The sequence below is a fragment of the Acetatifactor aquisgranensis genome (genome assembly GCF_943193215.1).
GTDB classification, from domain to species: domain Bacteria; phylum Bacillota; class Clostridia; order Lachnospirales; family Lachnospiraceae; genus Acetatifactor; species Acetatifactor aquisgranensis.
This window is the reverse complement of the sequence record NZ_CALPDH010000024.1, coordinates 15,455-37,482: the sequence shown is the minus strand read 5'-3', so window position 1 is coordinate 37,482 and position 22,028 is coordinate 15,455. Positions and strand designations below refer to the sequence as shown.

16 protein-coding genes are annotated in these 22,028 nt (G+C 52.4%); 10 read left to right on the top strand and 6 right to left on the bottom strand.

The annotated features are described in order from the left end of the window. Positions 1-56: 56 nt before the first annotated feature. From NFS35_RS19370 to NFS35_RS19360, 3 genes are all read right to left on the bottom strand, one after another. Complete coding sequence (locus NFS35_RS19370) at positions 57-2,333, bottom strand: hypothetical protein (protein ID WP_251208746.1); 2,277 nt, start codon at positions 2,331-2,333, stop codon at positions 57-59. 39 nt (positions 2,334-2,372) lie between these two features. Then, positions 2,373-2,663, bottom strand: a complete 291-nt coding sequence (locus tag NFS35_RS19365; protein ID WP_251208745.1) for a hypothetical protein — start codon at positions 2,661-2,663, stop codon at positions 2,373-2,375. A gap of 213 nt (positions 2,664-2,876) precedes the next feature. Further along, positions 2,877-5,603, bottom strand: coding sequence for a transglycosylase domain-containing protein (locus tag NFS35_RS19360; RefSeq protein ID WP_251208744.1), 2,727 nt, complete (start codon positions 5,601-5,603; stop codon positions 2,877-2,879). A gap of 240 nt (positions 5,604-5,843) precedes the next feature. Here NFS35_RS19360 and NFS35_RS19355 point away from each other — a divergent pair, with 240 nt between their 5' ends. The 3 genes from NFS35_RS19355 (at position 5,844) to NFS35_RS19345 (ending at position 9,130) form a co-directional block, all read left to right on the top strand. Then, on the top strand, positions 5,844-6,500 hold the full coding sequence (locus tag NFS35_RS19355; protein ID WP_251208743.1) for a YigZ family protein: 657 nt from the start codon (positions 5,844-5,846) through the stop codon (positions 6,498-6,500). Between the two features lie 170 nt (positions 6,501-6,670). Next, on the top strand, positions 6,671-8,020 hold the full coding sequence (mgtE, locus tag NFS35_RS19350) for a magnesium transporter (RefSeq protein ID WP_251208742.1): 1,350 nt from the start codon (positions 6,671-6,673) through the stop codon (positions 8,018-8,020). A 234-nt stretch (positions 8,021-8,254) separates the two neighbouring features. Further along, positions 8,255-9,130 carry a response regulator transcription factor gene (locus NFS35_RS19345; protein ID WP_251208741.1) on the top strand — a complete coding sequence of 292 codons (876 nt, stop codon included), beginning with the start codon at positions 8,255-8,257 and terminating at the stop codon, positions 9,128-9,130. 147 nt (positions 9,131-9,277) lie between these two features. Here the strand turns inward: NFS35_RS19345 and NFS35_RS19340 are convergent, their stop codons facing one another. Together NFS35_RS19340 and NFS35_RS19335 are read right to left on the bottom strand one after the other, a co-directional pair. Beyond that, positions 9,278-11,128, bottom strand: coding sequence for an ABC transporter ATP-binding protein (locus NFS35_RS19340; protein WP_251208740.1), 1,851 nt, complete (start codon positions 11,126-11,128; stop codon positions 9,278-9,280). A 13-nt stretch (positions 11,129-11,141) separates the two neighbouring features. Next, complete coding sequence (locus NFS35_RS19335) at positions 11,142-12,926, bottom strand: ABC transporter ATP-binding protein (RefSeq protein WP_251208739.1); 1,785 nt, start codon at positions 12,924-12,926, stop codon at positions 11,142-11,144. A gap of 270 nt (positions 12,927-13,196) precedes the next feature. Between NFS35_RS19335 and NFS35_RS19330 the strand changes: the two genes are divergently transcribed. Continuing rightward, the gene (locus NFS35_RS19330) at positions 13,197-14,057 is read left to right on the top strand and encodes an AraC family transcriptional regulator (protein WP_251208792.1); all 861 of its coding nucleotides are present in this window, start codon (positions 13,197-13,199) and stop codon (positions 14,055-14,057) included. Positions 14,058-14,196: 139 nt separating this feature from the next. Next, positions 14,197-14,865: a DUF1905 domain-containing protein gene (locus NFS35_RS19325; RefSeq protein ID WP_251208738.1), complete on the top strand. Its 669-nt coding sequence runs from the start codon at positions 14,197-14,199 to the stop codon at positions 14,863-14,865. Between the two features lie 103 nt (positions 14,866-14,968). On the opposite strand, the gene NFS35_RS19320 is transcribed toward NFS35_RS19325, so the two are convergent. Then, positions 14,969-15,190 carry a hypothetical protein gene (locus tag NFS35_RS19320; RefSeq protein WP_251208737.1) on the bottom strand — a complete coding sequence of 74 codons (222 nt, stop codon included), beginning with the start codon at positions 15,188-15,190 and terminating at the stop codon, positions 14,969-14,971. Between the two features lie 367 nt (positions 15,191-15,557). Between NFS35_RS19320 and NFS35_RS19315 the strand changes: the two genes are divergently transcribed. The 5 genes from NFS35_RS19315 to priA all read left to right on the top strand — a co-directional run bounded on the left by NFS35_RS19315 (position 15,558) and on the right by priA (position 22,023). Beyond that, the gene (locus tag NFS35_RS19315) at positions 15,558-15,845 is read left to right on the top strand and encodes a co-chaperone GroES (protein ID WP_251208736.1); all 288 of its coding nucleotides are present in this window, start codon (positions 15,558-15,560) and stop codon (positions 15,843-15,845) included. Positions 15,846-16,078: 233 nt separating this feature from the next. Next, positions 16,079-17,704 carry a chaperonin GroEL gene (gene groL, locus NFS35_RS19310; protein ID WP_251208735.1) on the top strand — a complete coding sequence of 542 codons (1,626 nt, stop codon included), beginning with the start codon at positions 16,079-16,081 and terminating at the stop codon, positions 17,702-17,704. 272 nt (positions 17,705-17,976) lie between these two features. Beyond that, positions 17,977-19,452: a UDP-N-acetylmuramoyl-L-alanyl-D-glutamate--2,6-diaminopimelate ligase gene (locus tag NFS35_RS19305; RefSeq protein ID WP_251208734.1), complete on the top strand. Its 1,476-nt coding sequence runs from the start codon at positions 17,977-17,979 to the stop codon at positions 19,450-19,452. A gap of 13 nt (positions 19,453-19,465) precedes the next feature. Then, positions 19,466-19,723, top strand: a complete 258-nt coding sequence (locus NFS35_RS19300) for a hypothetical protein (RefSeq protein WP_251208733.1) — start codon at positions 19,466-19,468, stop codon at positions 19,721-19,723. After that, positions 19,720-22,023, top strand: coding sequence for a replication restart helicase PriA (gene priA, locus NFS35_RS19295; RefSeq protein WP_251208732.1), 2,304 nt, complete (start codon positions 19,720-19,722; stop codon positions 22,021-22,023). The genes NFS35_RS19300 and priA overlap by 4 nt, the downstream gene beginning before the upstream one ends. The last annotated feature ends 5 nt before the right edge of the window (positions 22,024-22,028 follow it).

The window sequence follows — 22,028 nt, the reverse complement described above, 5'->3', positions numbered from 1 at the left end:
TATAGCAAAGATCGGCAGCCTTGTCAACAAAAAATTCTAAATTTTTTGCACAATTCTTAATGGACTTTTTTTAGTTTTGGCAGCCCCCAAATTATGCCAATTAATGTAAGGGCAGATATTATCTCTGCCAATCTCCAGAACCATGGCTCGACAAAACGGATAGAAATAGAGCCGGAATATCCCTTTGGAAATTGGACACGAACCATATTGTTGGTGCCTGCGCATACAGGGAGAGCCTGGGAGGTGTCCGCATCAGTGCAGCGGTAGTATTTGTAATATAATAAAGGAAAATCTACATACGCATCCTCTGATTGAGCCTTGACGTTGCAGGAAATTGCCGTCCCCAGCTGTTGATAGGCTTCCAGAGGGGCTACTCCATTTGCATAGACAAGGTTCGCATGGATGAGATTAGGGTCAGTACCGGAAGGTAAGTAATCACATGTGCAAAGCTGCATTGTATCTAATTCTGATGTGCTGTAAATACGATAGGGCTCCCCGGAAAACGAGAAATCGTAAAAATACCATCCACAGCTTAATATCAGGAGAAAGATGCCGGCGAGAAGATAATTTTGGCAGTTCCCCCATACCTTTTTGCCTATATGAAAGGAATAGCATACAACGAATACCAGCAGTATCGTGGCGGGCATGAGCATTCTCCATGGGAACTGCAGGGTCAGAATGATTTTTTCGATGCCCTCATTTATAGATATAAGGGCATCCCATGGGAAATAGCAGGTAGCCATATATAGTGAGAGAACGCCAAACAGTGCGCACAGGATTGCTGGAATATAGTTGCGGTCTTTTTGGCAATCTTTCTTATGGATGCAGAGGAGATAGATAAATACAAACAGGCCAATCGTCATCAGGATACCGACGCCGAAAGTAGGTTCTGTGGCAATTCCGGCTGATGTGGACCAGGCGCTGCCGGTACCTTTTTGGAATAGCGCGAACAGCTGTATTGGAAATAGTCCGCCTGTCTGAAAGGAGCCACGCGGAGCGCCTGACCATTCTGGAGAATTAACCATGATATCCTCCGTATAAAAATCGAGGAACGGAACAATAAAATTCAAGTTGAGAAGAATGGCCAGTGCAGCGGCAGTGACCAAAGAACGGAACACATATTTCCTGAAAACGCGTTTTATAAGTATCAGGCAGGTCAATATGATGAAAAGCCCTACGATGAGAGTGCTTAGCACATGAGACTGAATCGACCCGGTGAGCCCAAAGGCGATGAGAATGGAATGCTTCCACCAATTTTCCTTTCTGCTGTCCTGAAAAACCAAGTAAAATCCACATAATATCAGTGGGAGGACCATCATGGCACAATATTCTCCTACCGCTGCTCTTGTGTACACGTCCATGAGACGATAGGGGGCCAGCGTATAGGCCAGACAACCTAACAGGGCAATTTTCTCATCCGAGAACATCTTGCGGAAAGAATAATAGCCAATCAGGACAGTTCCCAGATTTATGAATGCTACAAAAAATTTGTAGGAAGCCTGAATGGAAAAACCGAGTATGCGGAGGAAAGCAGGGAAATACAGGAAGGCATCGCCGTAAAATATTCCCACTGCATAGCCATATCCATTGGCCCATAGAGGATGGAGCTTTACAGGAAAAGTGCCAAGGGAAAGGCCCTGGCTGATGGCGTCGATTCTTATCAAATGAAACAAAATATCATGGCCGGCCATGAGAAAATCGGTATAGAGCGGATAACAGGATATCCCAAAGATACCGGCCAGAGCCAAAATGATTTTTCTGATCCTGATATCAGAGCGTAGAAAAAAATAGCCCAGATTGATGAGCACGCATAGTAGGAAAGCATAGAAAAAATTCTTTTTGTAAAGGGAACTGGTTTCATAAATCCCGATATTACTTATACGGATATAGCCATTCCCGGAAAAAGAGACATGAATAACAGCATCATCTACACTACGGGAAATATCTAAAACCATAGTTTGGGTATAACAGGTGGAATCCAGCTCAAGAGAAGGGCACTTCATTTCCAGACTTCCCAGACCGGAGCTGACAGATACGGAATTTCCAGGACAATTCACAGCATAATCAATCTGTATCTGATAGACGCCTTTACTCAGACTGAGCGAAGGCGTGGACAAAAAAACTCCTTGACTTCCTGAGGAATCATCCATGGAAATCAACGTGCCGTCTATTATTGCGTTTTCTGCGAGAAGATAGTCGTCAACTGTAAAGTTTTTGCTGTAAGCATTGCCGCGGTTAAGAAGCCAGCTGCTGGCAGCGATTAGAAGAATAATGATTTGTAGGCCAATCACGATGTGCTTTGCGCGTAGTCTGGAAAGTTTTATGGAATTCATATGTGTCCTCGCTTTGGTTATTTTATAAAAAATCGTTCTTTACAGATATTGGTTCTGGGATTTGCGCATCAGAAATTTTACGGAATAGCCCTTTTCCTCACAAATGGAACGGACCATATCTTCGGCAATCTCCCTTGAACTGTCGTTCACGCATATGATACAGTTGCTTTTGCTGAGATGAAAGATAGAGGACTTGGGCCAGCGGATATAATAGGAAATGCGTTTGCTCAGGAGAGCCTTTTCGATAAGCTGCTTGCATTCCAAGTCTGCGACTTCGCATAACTCTATTTCATTGTTCACTTTCACTGAAGTATATAATGGCTGTTCCATGATTGACCTCCTTGGTGTATGCTGATACTTATTATCTCATAACTATATACGCCTTTGTGTACCTTAAATTTAAGAAAAGAACAAGATGTTTTCCGTGCCAATATTATATCATAATTCGACATTTATATGCAAGTATATAAGAAAAGATGCAGCCTGGCAAAAAGCCATGACACATGTGGAAACGTCATGGCTTTGAGCGGTATTTCAGGGAAGTTATTCTGTGTCTTCTAAGCCGGCATCCTGCAGCGCATTCTGTATATCGCGTTCGTTGGCGGCCCATTCCTGCTGTGCCAGGATTGCCTCGTAGTCCGGATTCGCAAAGAATGCGGCATCATGCTGGCAGTGAGGGGTATCAGAGCCGTATGGCAGCGGTTGTCCATCAGGACCAAGCGGCTGCGTGACACCAGAGGAACCCTGCAGCAGGGCCGGATCCTCCTGGAACGGCAGATCCAGCGCACCGGGTATTTTCATCGGACACTCAGGGCTTGCGGGCAGCAGGTCATAATGACAGATATCTCCCACATAATGTATGTTGCATGGATCCGTAGGAACGGTTCCCGCGGCAAAATATTCACCACGTGTGGCCGTGCAGACACCAGGGATGGGCAGCAGGCCTGATTCGATGCATACTTCAGCGCGGACGATGCCCTGGGGTGTGGTGAACTTCTCATCGGGCAGGTTCTCGTGGATGCGGCTCATGATAGCTGTCCAGAGAATCTTCGCCAGGTCGGATTCCTTTCCGGGATTTGTGGTGCGCAGGCCCACATTATTGTCATAGCCTGTCCATACGCTGCAAGTGTAATAAGGGGTGAAACCGGCGAACCATACATCATGATAGTCATTGGATGTACCGGTTTTTCCGGCGATGGCCATAGCATTGCTGAAGTTACAGCTGGCCCCGGTGCCGCCTCCTTTTACCACGTCCACCATGGCATCTGTCAGCAGGAAAGCAGTGGTCTCCTTGATGACCTGCCTGGAGGTGGGATTGGTATTGTCCAAAAGGATATCGCCGTCCGTATTGGTGACCCTGGTGTAGAGTTTTGGCTCCACATAGGCCCCCATGTTGGCGATGGCTGCATAAGCGGCAGTCAGTTCATAAGGGGTCACTCCGAAAGTCAGCCCTCCTAAAGCCAATGTCTGGTTGATATCTGTGTAGAACCGTTCCTCGCCATTGGAGTCCCTGAGCCACACGCCGTCTGTCAAAGTCGTGAAGCCGAAATTCAAGAGATAATCATAACCAAGCTGGGGCGTGATGACAGTCTCTGTCTTGGTGGCTATGATATTCAGGGATTCCCGTATGGCTTCCCGGATGGAGTTGATGCCGCGGTAGCCGCTGTACCAGTTCTTGACAGGAGTACCGTCACTGAAGTTGAACGGCGCGTCCATATAAGTGGTGGCCAGTGTCTGCCCCGCGCTGTCGAGAGCGGGAGCGAAAGCAGCCAGCACCTTAAATGTGGAACCTGGAGAGCGTTTGGCATCGGTGGCCCTGTTCAGGGTACGCCGTCCTTCCTTGGCGCCGCGCCCGCCTACGATGGCTACTACATAACCGGTGGACTGGTCCTGGATGGTCATCGCGGCCTGCGGCTCTGCGGTCATGGAGATTGTCTCGACATAATTGTCCTCTCTGTCGGCTATGCCCAAATCAGCCAGCACAGCCGTGCGGTAGGTTTCGATGGCTTCATAAGCCGCATCCTGGGAGCTGAATATAAGGTTAAAGCCTTTGTCCAGGTTATCCTGGAACCAGGTCATCATATTTTCCTTGCTGAAGTTGTACTGTTCCTCGTTTGCACCGTACACAGTGAGGGCGTAATTCAGATACCAGTACACGTTTTCCGGATAATTTTCCGGATTGGAGAATTCCTCGTCGGCTATGGCCTGGATAGTAGGATCCATGGTGGACTCGATACGCAGGCCGCCGGAAGTCAGCAGGGTCTCTGCCATAGACTCGCTGTATCCTGCGATATTGACCAGATCGTCCCGCACCTGTTCGTACACGGCATCCGAGAAATAGGAGCCCGCAGTAGTATTGGTAGTGGTCTGGAAATCGATGTCATGCAGCTTGATGCGGTCGTATACGGCATCTGTATCCGCCATGGCTTCCTCATATTCCTCATCCGTGATAAAGCCCAGCTCCAGCATATTGTCCAGACAGTCTTTCCGGCGGCCGGCATTCGCTTTGGGGAAATGAATGGGATTGAAACCGGTGGGATTCTGGGTGATGGAGGCGATGACGGCGCATTCCGACAGTGTCAGATCGCTGCAGGATTTGCCGAAATACCGCTGGGAGGCGGATTCCACGCCCAGGGTGTTCTGGCCCAGATTGATAGCATTCATATAGCGCAGCAGCACATCTTCCTTGGAGAATTCCTTGGAGATGGCCAGAGCCAGATTCTGCTCCTGGATCTTACGTTTGACCATTTTAATCATATTGCCGTCTTCTTCGGTCCAGGTGGTGAAGATAGTGTTCTTCAGAAGCTGCTGGGTAATCGTGCTGGCGCCTTCCTTTTTCTTGCCCATGGACTCTACGAAATGCCAGCCGGCACGGACGATTCCCTGGATGTCGATGCCGTTATGCTGGTAGAAACGCTCATCCTCCAGCGCCACGAAAGCCTCGCCCAGATGCTTCGGGATAAGGTCCATGTTGTTGATCTGGATACGGTTGGAGTTCATGCTGACATACTGGTCGATTTCATTGCCTTCGCAGTCGTACACGATGGTGGCTTCGCCTGTGGCGACAACATCGCTTAAATGAATCCGCGGGGTGGAGGCCAGGATGCCTTTGAAAGCGCCTATACCGGCGGAAACACAGCAGATGACCACGCCGATGACTGCCGCCAGGCTCAGCTTCACCAAAGTCAGCGCCAGCTTTCTGCTCCATTTCTTTGACTTAGCGTTAAGTGCCCTCTGTTTGGCCCGGACACCTCTTTTTCCATAATTCATTTGATTCGCCTTTCTGATGAGACGCATGTAATTATCGGTTTTGATCCCGATAATCCGGGTCACACGCGTATTTGTATCGATTACAGGGACAGTCTTTGGAAACCTATAATCAAATCCTATTATACCAAAAAATACTATGTAAATAAAGGTTTTCTTTTTCTTCTTAATAATTGTTTCACATTTTGGACAAATTATGCTATCCTAAAGGCAGGAATCAGAAAAGAATTGGATGGGAAACATATGGATAAAAATAAGGAAAAAGAGACTTCCTGCCGGGTGCTCCTTGAGGGCGGCCAGGGGGAGTATGTGGAGAAGAAGTCCCGCTTCATCGCCACGCTGCGCAAATGTGAGAGCGAGGAGGAGGCGCTGGGCTTCCTGGAGGAGATGAAGAAGAAGTACTGGGATGCCAGGCATAATTGTTACGCTTTTGTGATCGGGGCCAGGGGAGAACTGACCCGCTGCAGCGACGACGGGGAGCCCTCCGGCACGGCGGGACGGCCCATGCTGGAGGTGCTGACGGGAGAGGGCATCCGCAATGTGGCGGTGGTGGTCACCAGGTATTTCGGCGGCGTGCTGTTAGGCACCGGGGGCCTGGTCCGGGCTTATACCCAGGCGGTGAAGGAAGGGCTGCGAAACTGCGTCACGGGCAGGATGCGCCATGGGTACGAGATGACGGTGGAGGCGGACTACGGAGATGTGGGAAAGCTTCTGTACCTGCTGGGGAATGCCGGGATAGAGCCGCTTTCCGCGGACTATGGGGAAAAGGCGGCCCTGCGCCTGAACGTCCCGGCCGAGGCGCTGGAGGCTTTGCGGAAAGAAATGGCAGATGCCACCAGCGGCCGGGCGAAGCCGGAGGGGCTCAAAGAAATTTATTACATTGACAAAGAAACAGGCTGAGGTTAAAATAAAAAGAGCGGCGCAGGTCCCGGGAGCCGCGGAAGGTTCTGAAAAGTACAGCATTTCGAAAGGTGGTGGTTATAATATGAAGAGTCAGAAAATGAACAGCGACAACCCTCTTCCTGGTCGAAGTAGCCAGCCAATATTAAAACCACATAAGGAGAAATGCTATGGAGAGAAGAATCGAGTTAGAAGAACTTAAGCGACTTCTTGCCGCCAAGAAGTATACGAATATCCGTCAATTTCTTGCCGAGCTCAATGAAGCGGACATCGCTTTCCTCATGGAAGAGCTGGAGGAAGAAGAGCGGCTGAAAGTGTACCGTATCCTGCCAAAGGATTTGGCGGCGGATGTGTTTTCCTATCTGGAGGTGGACAGCCAGGAGGCGATCATCAACTCCCTGTCCGACAGAGAGGCGGGCAATGTCATCGACAATCTGATGGCGGACGACGCGGCTGATCTGCTGGAGGAAATGCCTGCCAACGTGGTGGAGCGGCTTCTGGCCAACGCGAACCCTGAGACCAGGCAGGCCCTGAATCAGCTGCTGCGGTATCCGGAGGACTCTGCGGGCAGCATCATGACGGTGGAGTATGTGTCCCTGAAGGAGAGCCTGACGGTGGATCAGGCCATTGAGCGCATCCGGGCCGTGGGGCTGGACAGCGAGACTATCAATATCTGCTATGTGCTGGACGCCAGGCGGGAGCTGGTGGGGACAGTGGCCCTGCGTTATCTGCTGCTGAGCCAGGGGGACGAGATCATCGCCGATATCATGCATGAGAACGTGATTTCCGTCAATACCCTGATGGATCAGGAGCAGGTGGCGGAGAAATTCAAGAAATACGACTTCATCGCCATGCCCGTGGTGGACAACGAGAACCGTCTGGTGGGCATCATCACGGTGGACGACATCGTTGACATCATGGAGGAGGAGACCACGGAGGACATGGAGAAGATGGCGGCTATCGTGCCCAGCGACAAGCCCTACATGCGGACGACGGTGGGGGAGACTTTCAAAAAAAGGATTCCCTGGCTGCTGCTGCTGATGGTGTCGGCCACCTTTACAGGGGCGATCATCGCTTCCTTTGAGGACGCATTGAGCGTATGCGCGGTGCTGACGGTGTTCATTCCCATGCTGATGGACACAGGGGGGAATGCGGGCGGCCAGGCCAGCGTGACCATCATCCGCGGGCTTTCCCTGGGGGAAATCACCTATCGCGATGTGCCCAGAGTGGTGTGGAAAGAGATCAGGGTGGCCGTTCTCTGCGGCGGGACGCTGGCGATAGCGAATTTCGCCAAGCTGATGCTGTTCGACCGGGTGGGGATACTGGTGGCCTTTACGGTGTGCCTGACACTGGTGGCGGCGGTGCTGATGGCCATGGTGGTGGGGTGCCTGCTGCCCATCGGGGCCAAGCGGCTCGGATTCGACCCGGCGGTGATGGCCAGCCCGTTCATCACGACGATTGTGGACGCTTTGTCGCTGTTGGTGTACTTTCGGTTCGCCACTATGCTGCTGGGGATTTAAGGGACCGGAGGAGCGCCGGTAAATTCCTGAGGGTGCAGTCCGGTTACTCGGAAATTATAACTGTTAAGCAGTATAAATAGCGGAATGACGGGGGTGGTAGAAGGATACCACCCCCTTTTTCAAGGGTGGTATGGGAAATCATCTTGCAGAATGCAGGGCGCTTTCGGTAAAATGAGGGCATCTGCAGATGGTTGTGCTCTGACCTGTTTCGGGAAGGGCGGAGGCCGGGCTGCCATGCCTGGTAAAATGAAAACAGCGTCTGCCAACGCCCGGGTGCTGGCGGGGCAGACGCGGAACTGGAATAAGAGGGAAGGTGGAAGCGAGATGAAAAAATTTCTGAAGAAATTAGGGAAGGTACTGAGATGCAGATGGTTATGGTCAGCGCTGGGGATTGCCTGGATTCTGTACTTAGGTCTGGCGATATATGGAGGGCCCCGCAGAGTGTGGAAAATTATCCGCTATTGCGACGTATGGGTTCCTATGCTCCAGGTTTGTATCATTGTACTGATTCTGTACCAGGCCGGAATGGTGAAGGATTTCTTCCGGGGATTTGCAAGAGCCTTTGCCAGGAAAGGGAAGGGATGCTCCAGGATGGAGCTGCGGAGGTCTGTGGAGGCGGTCCGGTGTGTGGAGAAGGCGGCTGTGGTAGCCTGTATCATCACATTCCTGATGAATATTATGGATATGCTCGCCGACGGGTTTTCCGCAAACATGCTGGGAAATGCGGATATGTTTGTCACGGTAGTCTCTCTCCTTACGGTAATGATGAGCGGCGACATCCTGTTTACGGCGGTTCTCATTCTTCTGCTGATGCCTGTGAAGTTCAGGCTGGAGCGGATGCTGATCTCCTACATGGAGGAGCCCCAGGACAGCGAGGCGGAACGGGCGGAGGCGGACGGCCAGAGAGTGTACTTTGGGCTCAGGGCCATGGGGCTTACGGACAGGGAGTCGGAGGTGGCCAGGCTGGCGGCAGGCGGCATGAGCAACCGGGAGATCGGAAAGGAGCTGTACATCGCGGAGGGGACTGTGAAGAAGCATATGACCCATATCCTGGAGAAGGCGGGGTGCGCGGACAGGGAGGCTCTGGCGGTGCAGGTCAGGAAGCTGTAGGGTTAGAATGAAGACAAATGCATAGTGGTATTTCCCGTAAAGAAAGCAGCCGGAATGGGGATGGAATCCCGGTTCCGGCTGCAGCTTTTATGTGATTAATGCTATATGGGGCCAGGCGCGGACATCGAGCAATGATTGCTTGGGAATTCATGCACCAGTGTACTGGGCAGTCTCGAACTTCAGGGGCATCTGGCTCTGTCCCCCCGCAGCCTCCTGGGTCAGGAAGTCATACTGTGACATGTACAGCTCATAGTAAGCGCCTTTCTGGGCCACCAGCTCGTCATGGGTGCCCCGCTCCAGGATGCCTCCCTTGTCGATGTACATGATGCAGTCCGCGTTCTTGATGGTGGAGAGCCTGTGGGCGATGATAAAGGAAGTACGCCCTTTCAGCAGCTCGTTCAGGCCTTTCTGCAGCAGGATCTCCGTCTCCGTGTCGATGCTGGAGGTGGCTTCGTCCAGTATCAGGATCTTCGGGTCGGCCAGCAATGCCCTGGCAAAGGAAATCAGCTGCCTCTGCCCTGCGGAGAGCCTGCTTCCCCGCTCGTTTACCTCCGTGTAATAGCCGTTCTCCATCTGAGAGATGAAGTCATGGGCGCACACGGTCTTGGCGGCTTGTATGACCTGCTCGTCGGTAGCCTCCAGGTTGCCGTAGCGGATGTTGTCCATGATGGTGCCGGAGAAGATGAAGCTGTCCTGCATCATCACGCCCATCTGGGTCCGCAGGGAGCGGATGGTCACGGTGGAGATGTCCGTGCCGTCTATGAGCACCTGTCCGGAATCCACATTGTAGAACCGGGAGATCAGGTTCACGATGGTGGACTTGCCGGCGCCGGTGGGGCCTACGAAAGCGTAGGTCTGCCCCTGCTTAGCGGTGAAGTTGATGTTGTCAAGGATCCGATGACCCGCCTCATAGCTGAAGCACACGTCTTTGAACTCCACCTGGCCCCTGATGGGAGGCATCTCGGCAGCGCCCTCCGCGTCCTTTACCAGAACGGGCTCATCGATGGTTTCGAAGATGCGCTCCAGGTAGGAGATGGCGGTCAGCAGCGAGTTGTAGAAGTTGGCCAGCGTATTGATCGGGGCCCAGAAGCGCCCGATGTAGGAGGTGAAAGCAATCAGCACACCTACCGTCAGCGTGGCGTCCGGAGCCAGGATCCAGCGGATGCCCAGCACGTAGATGAAGGAGGTGGTGATGACGGAAATCATGTCCACGCTGGGGCCTAAGGTAAAGTTGAACTTGACCGCATGCATCCAGGCCTTTTTGTAGTTGCCGCTTAAGTTGTTGAAGATATGGTTGTTCTCATTCTCGCGGACAAAGGACTGGGTGACCCGGATACCGTTGATGCTCTCAGCGATATAGGCGGTCAGATTGCTCTGCTTGTTGGACTGAATCTGCCAGGCCTTTCTCTGCTTCTTCTTGATGAAGACAATCACCAGGGCCAGCAGCGGCAGGCCGCAGAGGCACACAAGGGTCAGTCTCGGATCGCAGAAGAGCATGAAAAAGATGATGAAGAACAGGTTGCACAGGTCCGTGATGGTATTCACGATACCATTGCTCAACAGGTCGCTCAAGCTGTTCACATAGTTCACCACGCGCACCTGTATCTTGCCGTGGGGCCTGTCGTCATAGTAGGAGAAAGGCAGCTCCTGCAGGTGGTTGAAGATATCCGTGCGGATGGCGTGTATGATGTTCTGGCCCACCGTGCTCATGATCTTGATCTTGAAGCGCATGGCGATGCCGGAATAGGCGGCTACCGCCAGCGTCAGGAGGCTGACAATCCATATCCCCCTCATATCCTTTTCGGGGATATAGATGTCCATGATCCTCTGAAAGAAAATGGGCACCAGCATGGTGGCGGCGGAGGCGCTGAGCATCAGGGCGATGACCACCGCCATTTTTTTCTTATAAGGGGAGACATAGGCTCCCAGACGTTTCAGCTGTCCGACGTCAAAGCTGTCTTCCAACACTTCGTCCATATCATATCGATTGCGTGCCATGATTTACTCCTTTTTAAGCAATGCTCTTTTTCTGCAGCAGTTCCTCGGGAATCTCACCGTACTGGTTGTGGAAAGCCTTGGCATAGTAGCCGTCCATTGCCAGCAGCTCGCTGTGGGTGCCCCGCTCGATGATGCGTCCCTCGTCCATGACCAGGATCAGGTCGGCGTCTTTAATGGAAGAGATGCGGTAGGCGATGATGAATACCGTGCAGCCCTCCTTGATGCTCTTCAACTGTTTCTGGATATAGCTCTCCGTCTCCATGTCCACGGCGGAAGTGGTATCGTCCAGGATCAGGATGGAGGGGTCTTTCAAAAGGGCCCTGGCCAGGGAAATCCTCTGCTTCTGGCCGCCGGAGAGGCCCATGCCCCGCTCGCCCACGATGGTGTCATAGCCGTCCGGCATGGATTTGATGAAGTGGTTGGCATCCGCCATGATGGCGGCTTTCTTCACCTGATCGAAGCTGCAGTCGGGCCTGCCGTAGGCGATGTTGCCCTCCACCGTGTCGGAGAAGAGGAACACATCCTGCATGGCCATGCCGATATTGTCCCGCAGATTGTAGAGGTCCATGTCCCGAACGTCCGTTCCGTTCACCAGCACCTGCCCGGTGGTGGCGTCGTAAAACCGGCACAGCAGGTTCATCAGCGTGGACTTTCCGGAGCCGGTGGAGCCGATGATGCCCACGGTCTGTCCGGCCTCTACCTTAAAGCTGATATCCTTTACGATATCCTCGTCGTCCGCGCTGTAGGACACGTCCCGGAATTCCACTTCCCCGCGTATCTTCTCATGGGAATAGTCGAATTCCGCTTCCGGTTTCTGTGTCGGGGCGAAGCGGGGAGTGCGCACTTTGGGCTCCTCGCTGTAGGTAGCGTAAATCTTCTCTACGGATGTAACGAAATTCTGGATATCATTTACCCACCAACCGGCCATGCGCAGCGGCGAGTTCAGCATCCACAGATACCCGTTGACCTTGACCAGGTCTCCCAGAGTGACTTCCCCCTGGATGACCATGTACCCGCCGTAGAGCATCAGCACCACGGTCAGGGCATAGGCCAGGATTTCGAAGATGGGCACATATTTCATCCACACCCTGGAACCCTTTATCTGGGCGTCCCGGAATCTGTCGTTCTCAACCTGGAATTTTCCTTTTTCGTATTCTTCCTTGGCGAAAGCCTTTACCACCCGGTTGCCGCTGATATTCTCCTGGACGAAAGCGTTCAGCGAGGAGAAGCAGTCGCGGTTACGCTGGAAAGCGGGCTTCACCTCTTTGGACTGCATGAAAGTGGAGATGGCCGTGAAAGGCAGCACCACCAGCATGCACAGAGCCAGCTTCGGGCTCACCGTGAAAATCATCACCAGAGCGAAAGCGAACAGCAGTACGTTCTGGTAGACGGAGTAGATGATGCCCGCCACGAAATGCCGGATGGCGTCCATATCTCCTGTCTGGCGGCTCATCAGGTCGCCTGTGCGCTTCTTGTTGTAGAAGTTCAGGTCTTCCTCCAGAAGCTTGCGGTACACGGTGCTGCGCATGTCGTAGAGGACGCCCTGAGAGGCTGTCTCGAACATGAGCAGGTACAGAAAGCGCAGTACGCAGGTCACCAGCGTGATCGCCACCAGGCACCCGATCAGCTTCGGCAGCAGGTCATAATTGCCTGCCACGATGACGTCGTCCACCATGATGCCCGATATGTAGGGGTTGACGATGGACAGAGCCGCGATGATCGTGGTCAGGAACAGGCCGCTGATCATCAGTTTCCGGTACTTCTTCAAGAAGCCATAGAACCATTTCATAGGTGTCATACGCAAATCCTCCCTGGAATGTGTCTTCTAGGTTGTTTTTACATTCCTTCCGCCCGGTCAATGTTTCGGGCTTATGGTACATTGTACTTTTTGGAATACAAAAAGAAATGGAGTATCTTGCACCCTTGATGGAAAATTTTGTACCCGGAAAGAAAGTGAAAAATTGTTTTACTTTTGAACCCAAAAAGGGTAAAATAAGGAAACAGGATTAATCGGGAACCAGTAGGTGGAGCCCCGCAGAAAGCAGAAAGACAGGATATAGGTGTGAAGATGGAAAATCAGCAGATGAGAGAAATTTCCATAGACGAGATGAACCCTACTTTCCTATTTATATGGAAGGGGATCAGACAAAAAGATATGGAGCCCAGCGAATACAGGAGCCATGATTATCTGGAGATAGCGTATATCTTTGCCGGGGAGGGGAAGTATCGCATTGAGGACAAGATTTATCTGGTGCAGGAGGGAGACCTGCTCATTTTAAATCCCGGTGTCAGGCATCAGGCCCTGAGCTGCCCGGAGGCGGAAGTGCCGTCTACGGAGTTTTTCGTGGGCTTTTCCGATATCAGGATCACAGGCTGCCAGGACAATTTTCTCCCGCTTCCGGGCGGGGAATACATCCTGCATACCGCAGGGGAACTGCGCCAGAGGTTCCTGAAGATCTGTTCCTCCATGGAGGCGGAAAACGCCGTGCGCAGGCAGGGACGGTATTTCATGATGAAGTCCTATCTGGTACAGCTTCTGCTCTTGATCATAAGGGAGCAGTGCGAGCCTATGGAGAGGCCCAAAGGCTGCGCTTTCGAGTCTGCCAACAGGAAGTATGTGGTGGAGCAGATCATAAGCTACATCGAGGACCATTACAGCGAGAAGATTTCCCTGGATCAGATCGCGGAGAATATGTACTTAAGCCCGTTTTATATTTCACGGATTTTCAAAAACGAGACGGGAAACGCGCCAATCAGGCATCTGATCAACATCCGGCTGGAGAAGGCAAAAGAACTGCTGGAGGGCGGGTATGAGGGGAGCATCCAGGAAGTGGCCGCCCGGGTGGGATATGACGATGCGTACCATTTCAGCAAGCTGTTCAAGAAGCGGTACGGGATTTCCCCTTCCCAGGCCAGGCGGAGCGGGTGAGCCGAAAGATTGTCAAATTTTTAACTTATCGAAAAAGTGTTTTAAGATGACGCGGATTTTGTTATAATGCATGATAACAGAATCATCTTTTGGTTTCTGCTATAGATTCTGGTAAGAAAAAACGGGACGGAGGTAACCTATGAGGTATTTCTTTCAATCGGTGGTAGAGAAGAAGGACAAAGGCTATATGATTCAGATTCCTTTCAATGTGTGGGAGGTCTGCAAGCAGCGGGATCTCATCCAGGCGGAGGTGATTCTGGACAACAAGATTATCGAGTGTGAGCTGCTTCCCATAGAGAAAGGGAATTACGAGATTCATATCGGTGACGACGACGCGGTGAGCGTGGAGCTGGGGGTGCCCCACAAAATCCTGCTCCATATATCCGGTTCTCTGATCCGGATGGATCAGAACAGCCCCTACAGCTTTGAGAATCCGATCCGCAGGATAGACGGCATTAACGTCATCATTCAGCCGGAGGACGGGCTCTGCGGCCAGTCCTGCGTGGCCATGCTGGCGGGGAATACCATAGCGGAGGTAATCAGCGTCATGGACTGCAGGGAGTGGCAGGCCACCATGGGAATGATGATTTCCGCGCTGAACTATTATGGAATCGACCATGCCGACGTCATTAATTATACGGAAGGCCGTGATACCGTGCTGCCGAAATGCTGTATCATGATGGAGAAGATGGGGCGCTTCTGCCATTACCTGGTGCATTTCGACGGGAAATTCTACGATTCCAACCTGGGAGTGCTGGAAGAGTATGACATGTCCAAGCTGCTGGGATATCTGGAGATTAAGTGCTAGTTGCCCGGGGGCAGGAGAATATGATTGATACAGGGTTGATATAAAGAAACCGGCATATGCACAAGACATATGCCGGTTTCCTCTGCGCCTGTGGGGCGCATGCTCAAAAGGTATACTCTCTGGACTGCTGGTAAGAATAAGTCCGGAGCCTGCTCTGCCTGTCATAAGTCACGATATAGCATTCACTCGGACAATTCTCCGGAGCGGTCTCTTCGAGGATGGCGCTGAAAGCCGCGGGCTTTGAAGACCGGGAATCTCTCTGCCTGGAGCCCTCATGTTCCCTTCTGGGCTTTGATACGCCGGATACCATCTGAACAGGATACACTTTGAAATAGCTTTGAATTCCGTTTGCTGCGTTAATCCCTCCTTGGATGTGTATTTCAACAGTGCCATTTATTTTGTTATAAGATATATCGGCGAAAAAGGCGGAAAAAATAATGGATTTCTAAAATAAATATTAAATCAGGACATAGGGAGGAAAATGAGAAAATAGGAGATAATGAAAGAAAACAGGAGGAAAAGAGAGAAATAGGTTTTTGGATTTCTGTGAATATGTTTGCAAAGATTTCCATATAAAACTATCATATGTTCTAACGATTAGCACTCAAATAAAAAGAGTGCTAACAAATATATCTCAGGAATCACGCGTGAGGCCTGGATACAAAAAATGAAGACAACAGGAGGCAATTATCATGAAATTAGTACCTTTAGGTGACAGAGTCGTATTAAAACAGTTAGTTGCAGAAGAGACCACCAAATCCGGTATCGTCCTTCCCGGACAGAGCAAGGAGAAGCCCCAGCAGGCAGAGGTAGTCGCGGTAGGCCCCGGCGGCATGGTGGACGGCAAGGAGATTAAGATGGAGGTGAAGGCCGGCGACAACGTGATCTACTCCAAATACGCGGGGACAGAAGTGAAGCTTGACGAGGAAGAGTTCATCGTAGTAAAGCAGAACGATATCCTGGCAGTCATAAACAACTAAGGAAATCTAAGGCCTGAAAGCACCAGGCCAAAGGTTTCTATACTGCATAACGCTGAATACTGCCTAATGTAATCATGTGATTGAACCAGTCAGCGTTATGCAGTCTGGTTTCACGGCATGTGAAATCGTTAGGCAGTATAAGTTGTCGGAAGAAACGCAGCGGTGTTTCTTCCGGTTGTGAAGCAAGATAAGTCAGAAAAATAAATCATTTAGAAAATGGAGGCATGATTATCATGGCAAAAGAGATCAAATACGGAGCGGAAGCCCGTGCAGCATTAGAGTCCGGCGTCAATCAGCTCAGCGACACCGTGAGAGTGACCCTTGGACCCAAAGGAAGAAACGTAGTACTGGACAAATCTTTCGGAGCGCCCCTGATCACCAACGACGGCGTGACCATCGCAAAGGAGATCGAGCTGGCGGACGCTTTTGAGAACATGGGCGCACAGCTTGTGAAGGAAGTGGCTACCAAGACCAATGACGTGGCAGGCGACGGCACCACCACCGCCACCGTTCTGGCCCAGGCAATGGTGAACGCAGGCATCAAGAACCTGGCAGCAGGCGCCAACCCCATCATCCTGAGAAAAGGCATGAAGAAAGCCACCGAGTGCGCTGTGGAAGCCATCTCCAAGATGAGCCAGAAGGTGAACGGCAAGGAGCATATCGCCAGAGTCGCCGCTATCTCCGCGGGAGATGAGGAAGTAGGACAGCTGGTTGCCGACGCTATGGAGAAGGTCAGCGGAGACGGCGTCATCACCATCGAAGAGTCCAAGACCATGCAGACCGAGCTCGACCTGGTGGAAGGCATGCAGTTCGACAGAGGCTATATTTCCGCTTACATGGCTACAGACATGGACAAGATGGAAGCGACTCTTGAGAATCCCTGTGTCCTGATCACAGATAAGAAGATTTCCAATATTCAGGAGATTCTGCCTATTTTGGAGCAGATCGTACAGTCCGGCGCGAAGCTGCTGATCATCGCCGAGGACGTGGAGGGCGAGGCCCTGACCACATTGATCGTCAACAAGCTGCGCGGCACCTTCAATGTAGTGGCTGTAAAGGCCCCCGGCTACGGCGACAGGAGGAAGGATATGCTGCAGGATATCGCCATCCTTACAGGCGGTACCGTCATCAGCTCCGATTTAGGGTACGAGCTGAAAGATGCTACCATGGATATGCTGGGCCATGCCAAGTCCGTAAAGGTTCAGAAAGAGAATACCGTCATCGTGGACGGCGAGGGCGACAAGAGTGAAATCCAGGCCCGCATCGCCCAGATTAAGAAGCAGATTGAAGAGACCACTTCCGATTTCGACAGGGAGAAGCTGCAGGAGAGACTGGCAAAGCTGGCCGGCGGTGTTGCTGTTATCCGCGTAGGCGCTGCTACCGAGACCGAGATGAAAGAGGCGAAGCTCCGCATGGAGGACGCTCTGGCAGCTACAAGAGCTGCTGTGGAAGAGGGCATCATCTGCGGCGGCGGTTCCGCTTATATCCATGCTGCCAAGGAAGTCGCCAAGCTTGCTGAGACCCTGGAGGGAGATGAGAAGACAGGCGCCAGCCTGGTCCTGAAGGCTCTGGAGTCCCCTCTGTACCACATCGCTGCGAACGCAGGCCTTGAGGGCAGCGTCATCATCAACAAGGTGAGAGAGTCCGAGCCCGGCGTAGGCTTCGACGTGCTGAAGGAAGAGTATGTGAACATGGTTGAGGCAGGCATCCTGGATCCCGCTAAGGTGACCAGAAGCGCCCTGCAGAACGCTACCAGCGTGGCAAGCACTCTGCTGACCACCGAGAGCGTCGTGGCCAACATCAAGGAAGAGACACCCGCTATGCCCGCAGGCGCAGGCGGAATGGGCGGCATGATGTAAGTTCCGGACATTGTCTGCGACAGAATACAACAAAAAAGAAATATGCAAAAAAAGGAGTTGACGCGAAGACGGAATTGTATTATCCTGTCGGGCGGAGGCTCCTTTTCTGCAATGGAAAATGTTCTGAAGAGAAAATATATGCAAATAAGATAGACAAATAAAAAATGGGGGTGGTAGAAAATACAAAATTAGAGTAAAATAGAAAAGAATGTTTCCAAATCATAGAAAATTTAAACATTTTATAACAGGAAAATCGAATTAGGAGGAAAGATATGAGGCTGACGGATTTACTAAAAGAAATAGATTACGAATGTCTCCGGGGCAGCGCCGACGCAGAGGTGTCTGCAGTCGTCTACGATTCCAGAAAGATTGTCCCTGACTGTCTCTTCATCTGTATCGAGGGAGCAAAGTTCGACGGCCATGACTATGCCGCGGAGGTGGTGGAAAAAGGGGCAAAAGTATTGATCGTCTCCCGGGCTGCAGATGCAGTGGCGGAAAAAGACGTGACTATAATCAAAGTGAAAGACACCAGATACGCCATGGCCTGCATCTCGGCCGCCTGGTTCGGACACCCGGCCGAAAAACTGAAAATAGTCGGCATCACTGGCACCAAGGGTAAGACCACCACCGCCTATCTGGTGAAGTCCATCCTGGAGAACGCAGGTTTCCGCGTGGGCCTGATAGGGACAATAGAGACCATCATTGGAGATGTCCATACCCATGCGGAGAACACCACGCCGGAATCCTATCTCCTGCAGGAGGATTTCGCCAGGATGGTGGAGGCCGGGCTGGACACAGTGGTCATGGAGGTGTCCTCTCAGGCGCTGAAGCTCCACAGGACCCAGGGGTTTATTTTCGATTACGGCATCTTTACCAATCTGGAGCCAGACCACATTGGACCCGATGAGCATGAGAGCTTCGAGGAATACATGGCCTGTAAAGGTCTCCTGTTCAGACAGTGCCGCGTGGGCATCGTGAACGGCGATGATGCCCATACCGAGAAACTGGTGAAGGGCCACAGCTGTGAGCTGGAGACCTATGGCATGGGTGCGGACTGCATGCTCCGCGCGGAAAATCCGGAGCTGGTCCATGTTCCCGGTGAGCTGGGAGTGAATTTCCATGTGGCGGGCCTGATGGAATTTGACGCTCATGTGCCTGCTCCCGGACGGTTCAGCGTATACAACGCCCTGTGCGCCATTGCCATCTGCCGCCATTTCCAGGTGCATGTCCCGGACATCCAGCGCGCCCTGAGGGAAGCGAAAGTCAAGGGCCGAATCGAGAGGGTGAAGATTTCCGACAAATTCACTCTGCTGATTGACTATGCCCACAATGCCATGGCTCTGGAGAGCCTTTTGTCCACGCTGAAAGAATACCGGCCCGGGCGGCTGGTATGCCTGTTCGGCTGCGGCGGCAACCGCTCCAGGCAGAGGCGCTATGAGATGGGCGAGGTCAGCGGGAATCTGGCGGACTTCACGGTCATCACCTCCGACAATCCGCGATTCGAGGAACCTCAGGATATCATCGAGGACATCAAGACTGGAATCGGAAAGACAAAAGGGAAATATGTGGAGATCTGTGACAGGAAAGAAGCCATCGCCTATGTGATTTCCCATGCCCGGGAGGGCGATTTGATTGTCCTGGCGGGAAAAGGCCATGAGGACTACCAGGAAATCAAGGGCGTAAAATACCCCATGGACGAGCGGGTCATCATTCAGGAGCTGCTGGACGGGGGATTGGAGCATATTTAAATGAGGGCGAAGGATGAGGAAATCCGGAATAATTCGATTCATCTGCGATATGGGCATTGTCATTTTTCTTCTCGGATTCATACTGGCATTATGCTGGTATCTGGGCGGTTCTTTTGAGACAGCGCCTACAGAGGAACAGCAGGAAAAAGCGAGGATAGCGGCCATGCTGTGGATGCTGTCAAGCGGTGCGCTTTGCATGGCCTGTGCGTGGATTCGGATGAAGGCGGTGCGGCAGCAAAAGGGCGGAAAGAGGGCGGAGGGAAAGCTGTGAGCGAATGGTACGCGGATGTCATTGTGGACATCTCTCACGAGAAACTGGACAGGCCTTTCCAATACCGTATCCCTGAAAGGCTTTGGGGCAAGCTGGAGACAGGGGCCTGCGTGACGATTCCCTTTGGAAACGGCAATAAGCTTTTAAAGGGCTATGTGGTGGGCATAGGGACCGTATGCAAATACGATGCCGGGAAGATAAAGGAAATCCGGGGCGTCGAAATGGGCGGCGCAGGCGCGGAGGATAAAATGATCGCGCTGGCCGGCTGGATCCGGAAAAACTATGGTTCCACCATGATACAGGCCCTGAAGGTAGTGCTGCCGGCCAGGCGCTCCGTGAAGAAGCTGGAGCACAGGACGCTGCAGCGGGTCATGGGAAGAGAGGAAATCATCTCTCTGCTGGGAGAGAGCAGAAGAAAGAAACAGGCGGCCAAGGAGCGGCTTCTGCAGGAACTGGTGAATCAGGAGTCCATTCCCTATGAATGGGTCACAGGAAAGCTGGGCGTATCTTCCCAGACAGTGAAAAGCCTGGAGAGGACAGGGGCTGTCCGGGTCATAAGCACCCAGACCCTCCGCAATCCGGTCAGGCTTAGCGGCACGGAGGAGCAGAAAAAGCATTTGAGCGCCGACCAGAGGCGTATCGTGGAAGAGATAATGGCGGACTTTGACAGAGGCCGCCCCGATATCTATCTGCTCCACGGCATCACCGGCAGCGGCAAGACGGAGGTCTATATGCAGCTGGTGTCGGAGATGGTGGACAGGGGCAGACAGGCCATCGTGCTGATACCGGAAATCGCGCTGACTTACCAGACGCTCCTGCGTTTCTATAACAGATTCGGCGACAGGGTCAGCATCCTGAATTCCAACCTTTCTCCCGGGGAAAAATATGACCAGTGCGAACGGGCCAGAAATGGGGAAATCGATGTGATCATCGGCCCCCGCTCGGCATTGTTCACTCCTTTTCCCGAGATCGGACTGATCATCATGGACGAGGAGCATGAGGGCAGCTATAAAAGCGAAGCTTCCCCCAAGTACCACGCCAGGGAGACTGCCATCGAGGCGGCCAGGCTTCATGGGGCCAGCGTGCTGTTAGGGTCCGCCACGCCCTCGCTGGAGTCCTATTACCGGGCCGAGACAGGGGAATATAAGCTTTTTACCCTGAAAGAGCGTCTGACAGGGGGACATCTTCCCCAGGTCCATACCGTGGATCTGCGCAGGGAGCTGAAAGAGGGGAACCGCTCCATTTTCAGCAGGAAACTCCAGGAACTTCTGGCAGACAGGCTCTCCAGGGGAGAGCAGAGCATCCTGTTCCTGAACAGGAGAGGCTATGCGGGCTTCGTGTCCTGCAGGGCCTGCGGCCATGTGATGAAATGCCCCCACTGCGATGTGTCCCTGTCAGAGCATAATGAGGGGAAAGGCGCGGACAGGGGCATATTGATGTGCCATTACTGCGGTTATCACGAGCCGAAGCCGAAGAACTGCCCGAAGTGCGGATCCAAATATATCAGCGGCTTCAAGGCGGGGACCCAGCAGATAGAGGAAAAGCTGAGGGAAATGTTCCCGGGGGTGCGGACCCTGCGCATGGATGGGGACACCACCCGGACCAAAGACAGTTATGAGAGAATTCTGTCGGCCTTTATGGGCGGGGAGGCGGATGTGCTCATCGGCACCCAGATGATCGTGAAAGGACATGATTTCCCGAAAGTGACGCTGGTGGGCGTGCTGGCGGCGGATCTCTCCTTAAGCGTGGGGGACTACCGCGCCGGGGAAAAGACCTTTCAGCTGCTGGCCCAGGCCGCAGGCCGCGCAGGAAGGGGGACGCTGCCCGGCGAGGCGGTAATCCAGACCTATCAGCCGGATCATTACGCAGTGGTCCAGGCGGCAGCCCAGAACTATGAGGGTTTTTACAAGGAGGAGATCATCTATCGGGAGATGATGGGATATCCGCCTGCGGCTCATATGCTGGCAGTGCAGATTTTTGCCAAAGCCCAGGAGAGGGGCCATACACTTGCGAATGATTTAGCGGATATTTCGAGGCGGTATTTTGATAATAGGAAAGAGAGGACATGTGCAGATGCTCCCCAAAACGCCTCCGAAAGGCCCGGACAGCTGCAGATTATCGGTCCTGCGCCGGCCTCCATCGGCAGAATTAATGATATTTTTAGATTTGTGTTCTATGTGAAATGCCCAAAGTATGATAAACTGATACAGATAAAGGATTTACTGGAAGAGGAAATACAAACACGCCAGCTCACAAACGAACTGGTGCAATTTGATTTCAATCCTATGAATACAATGTAAAGAGA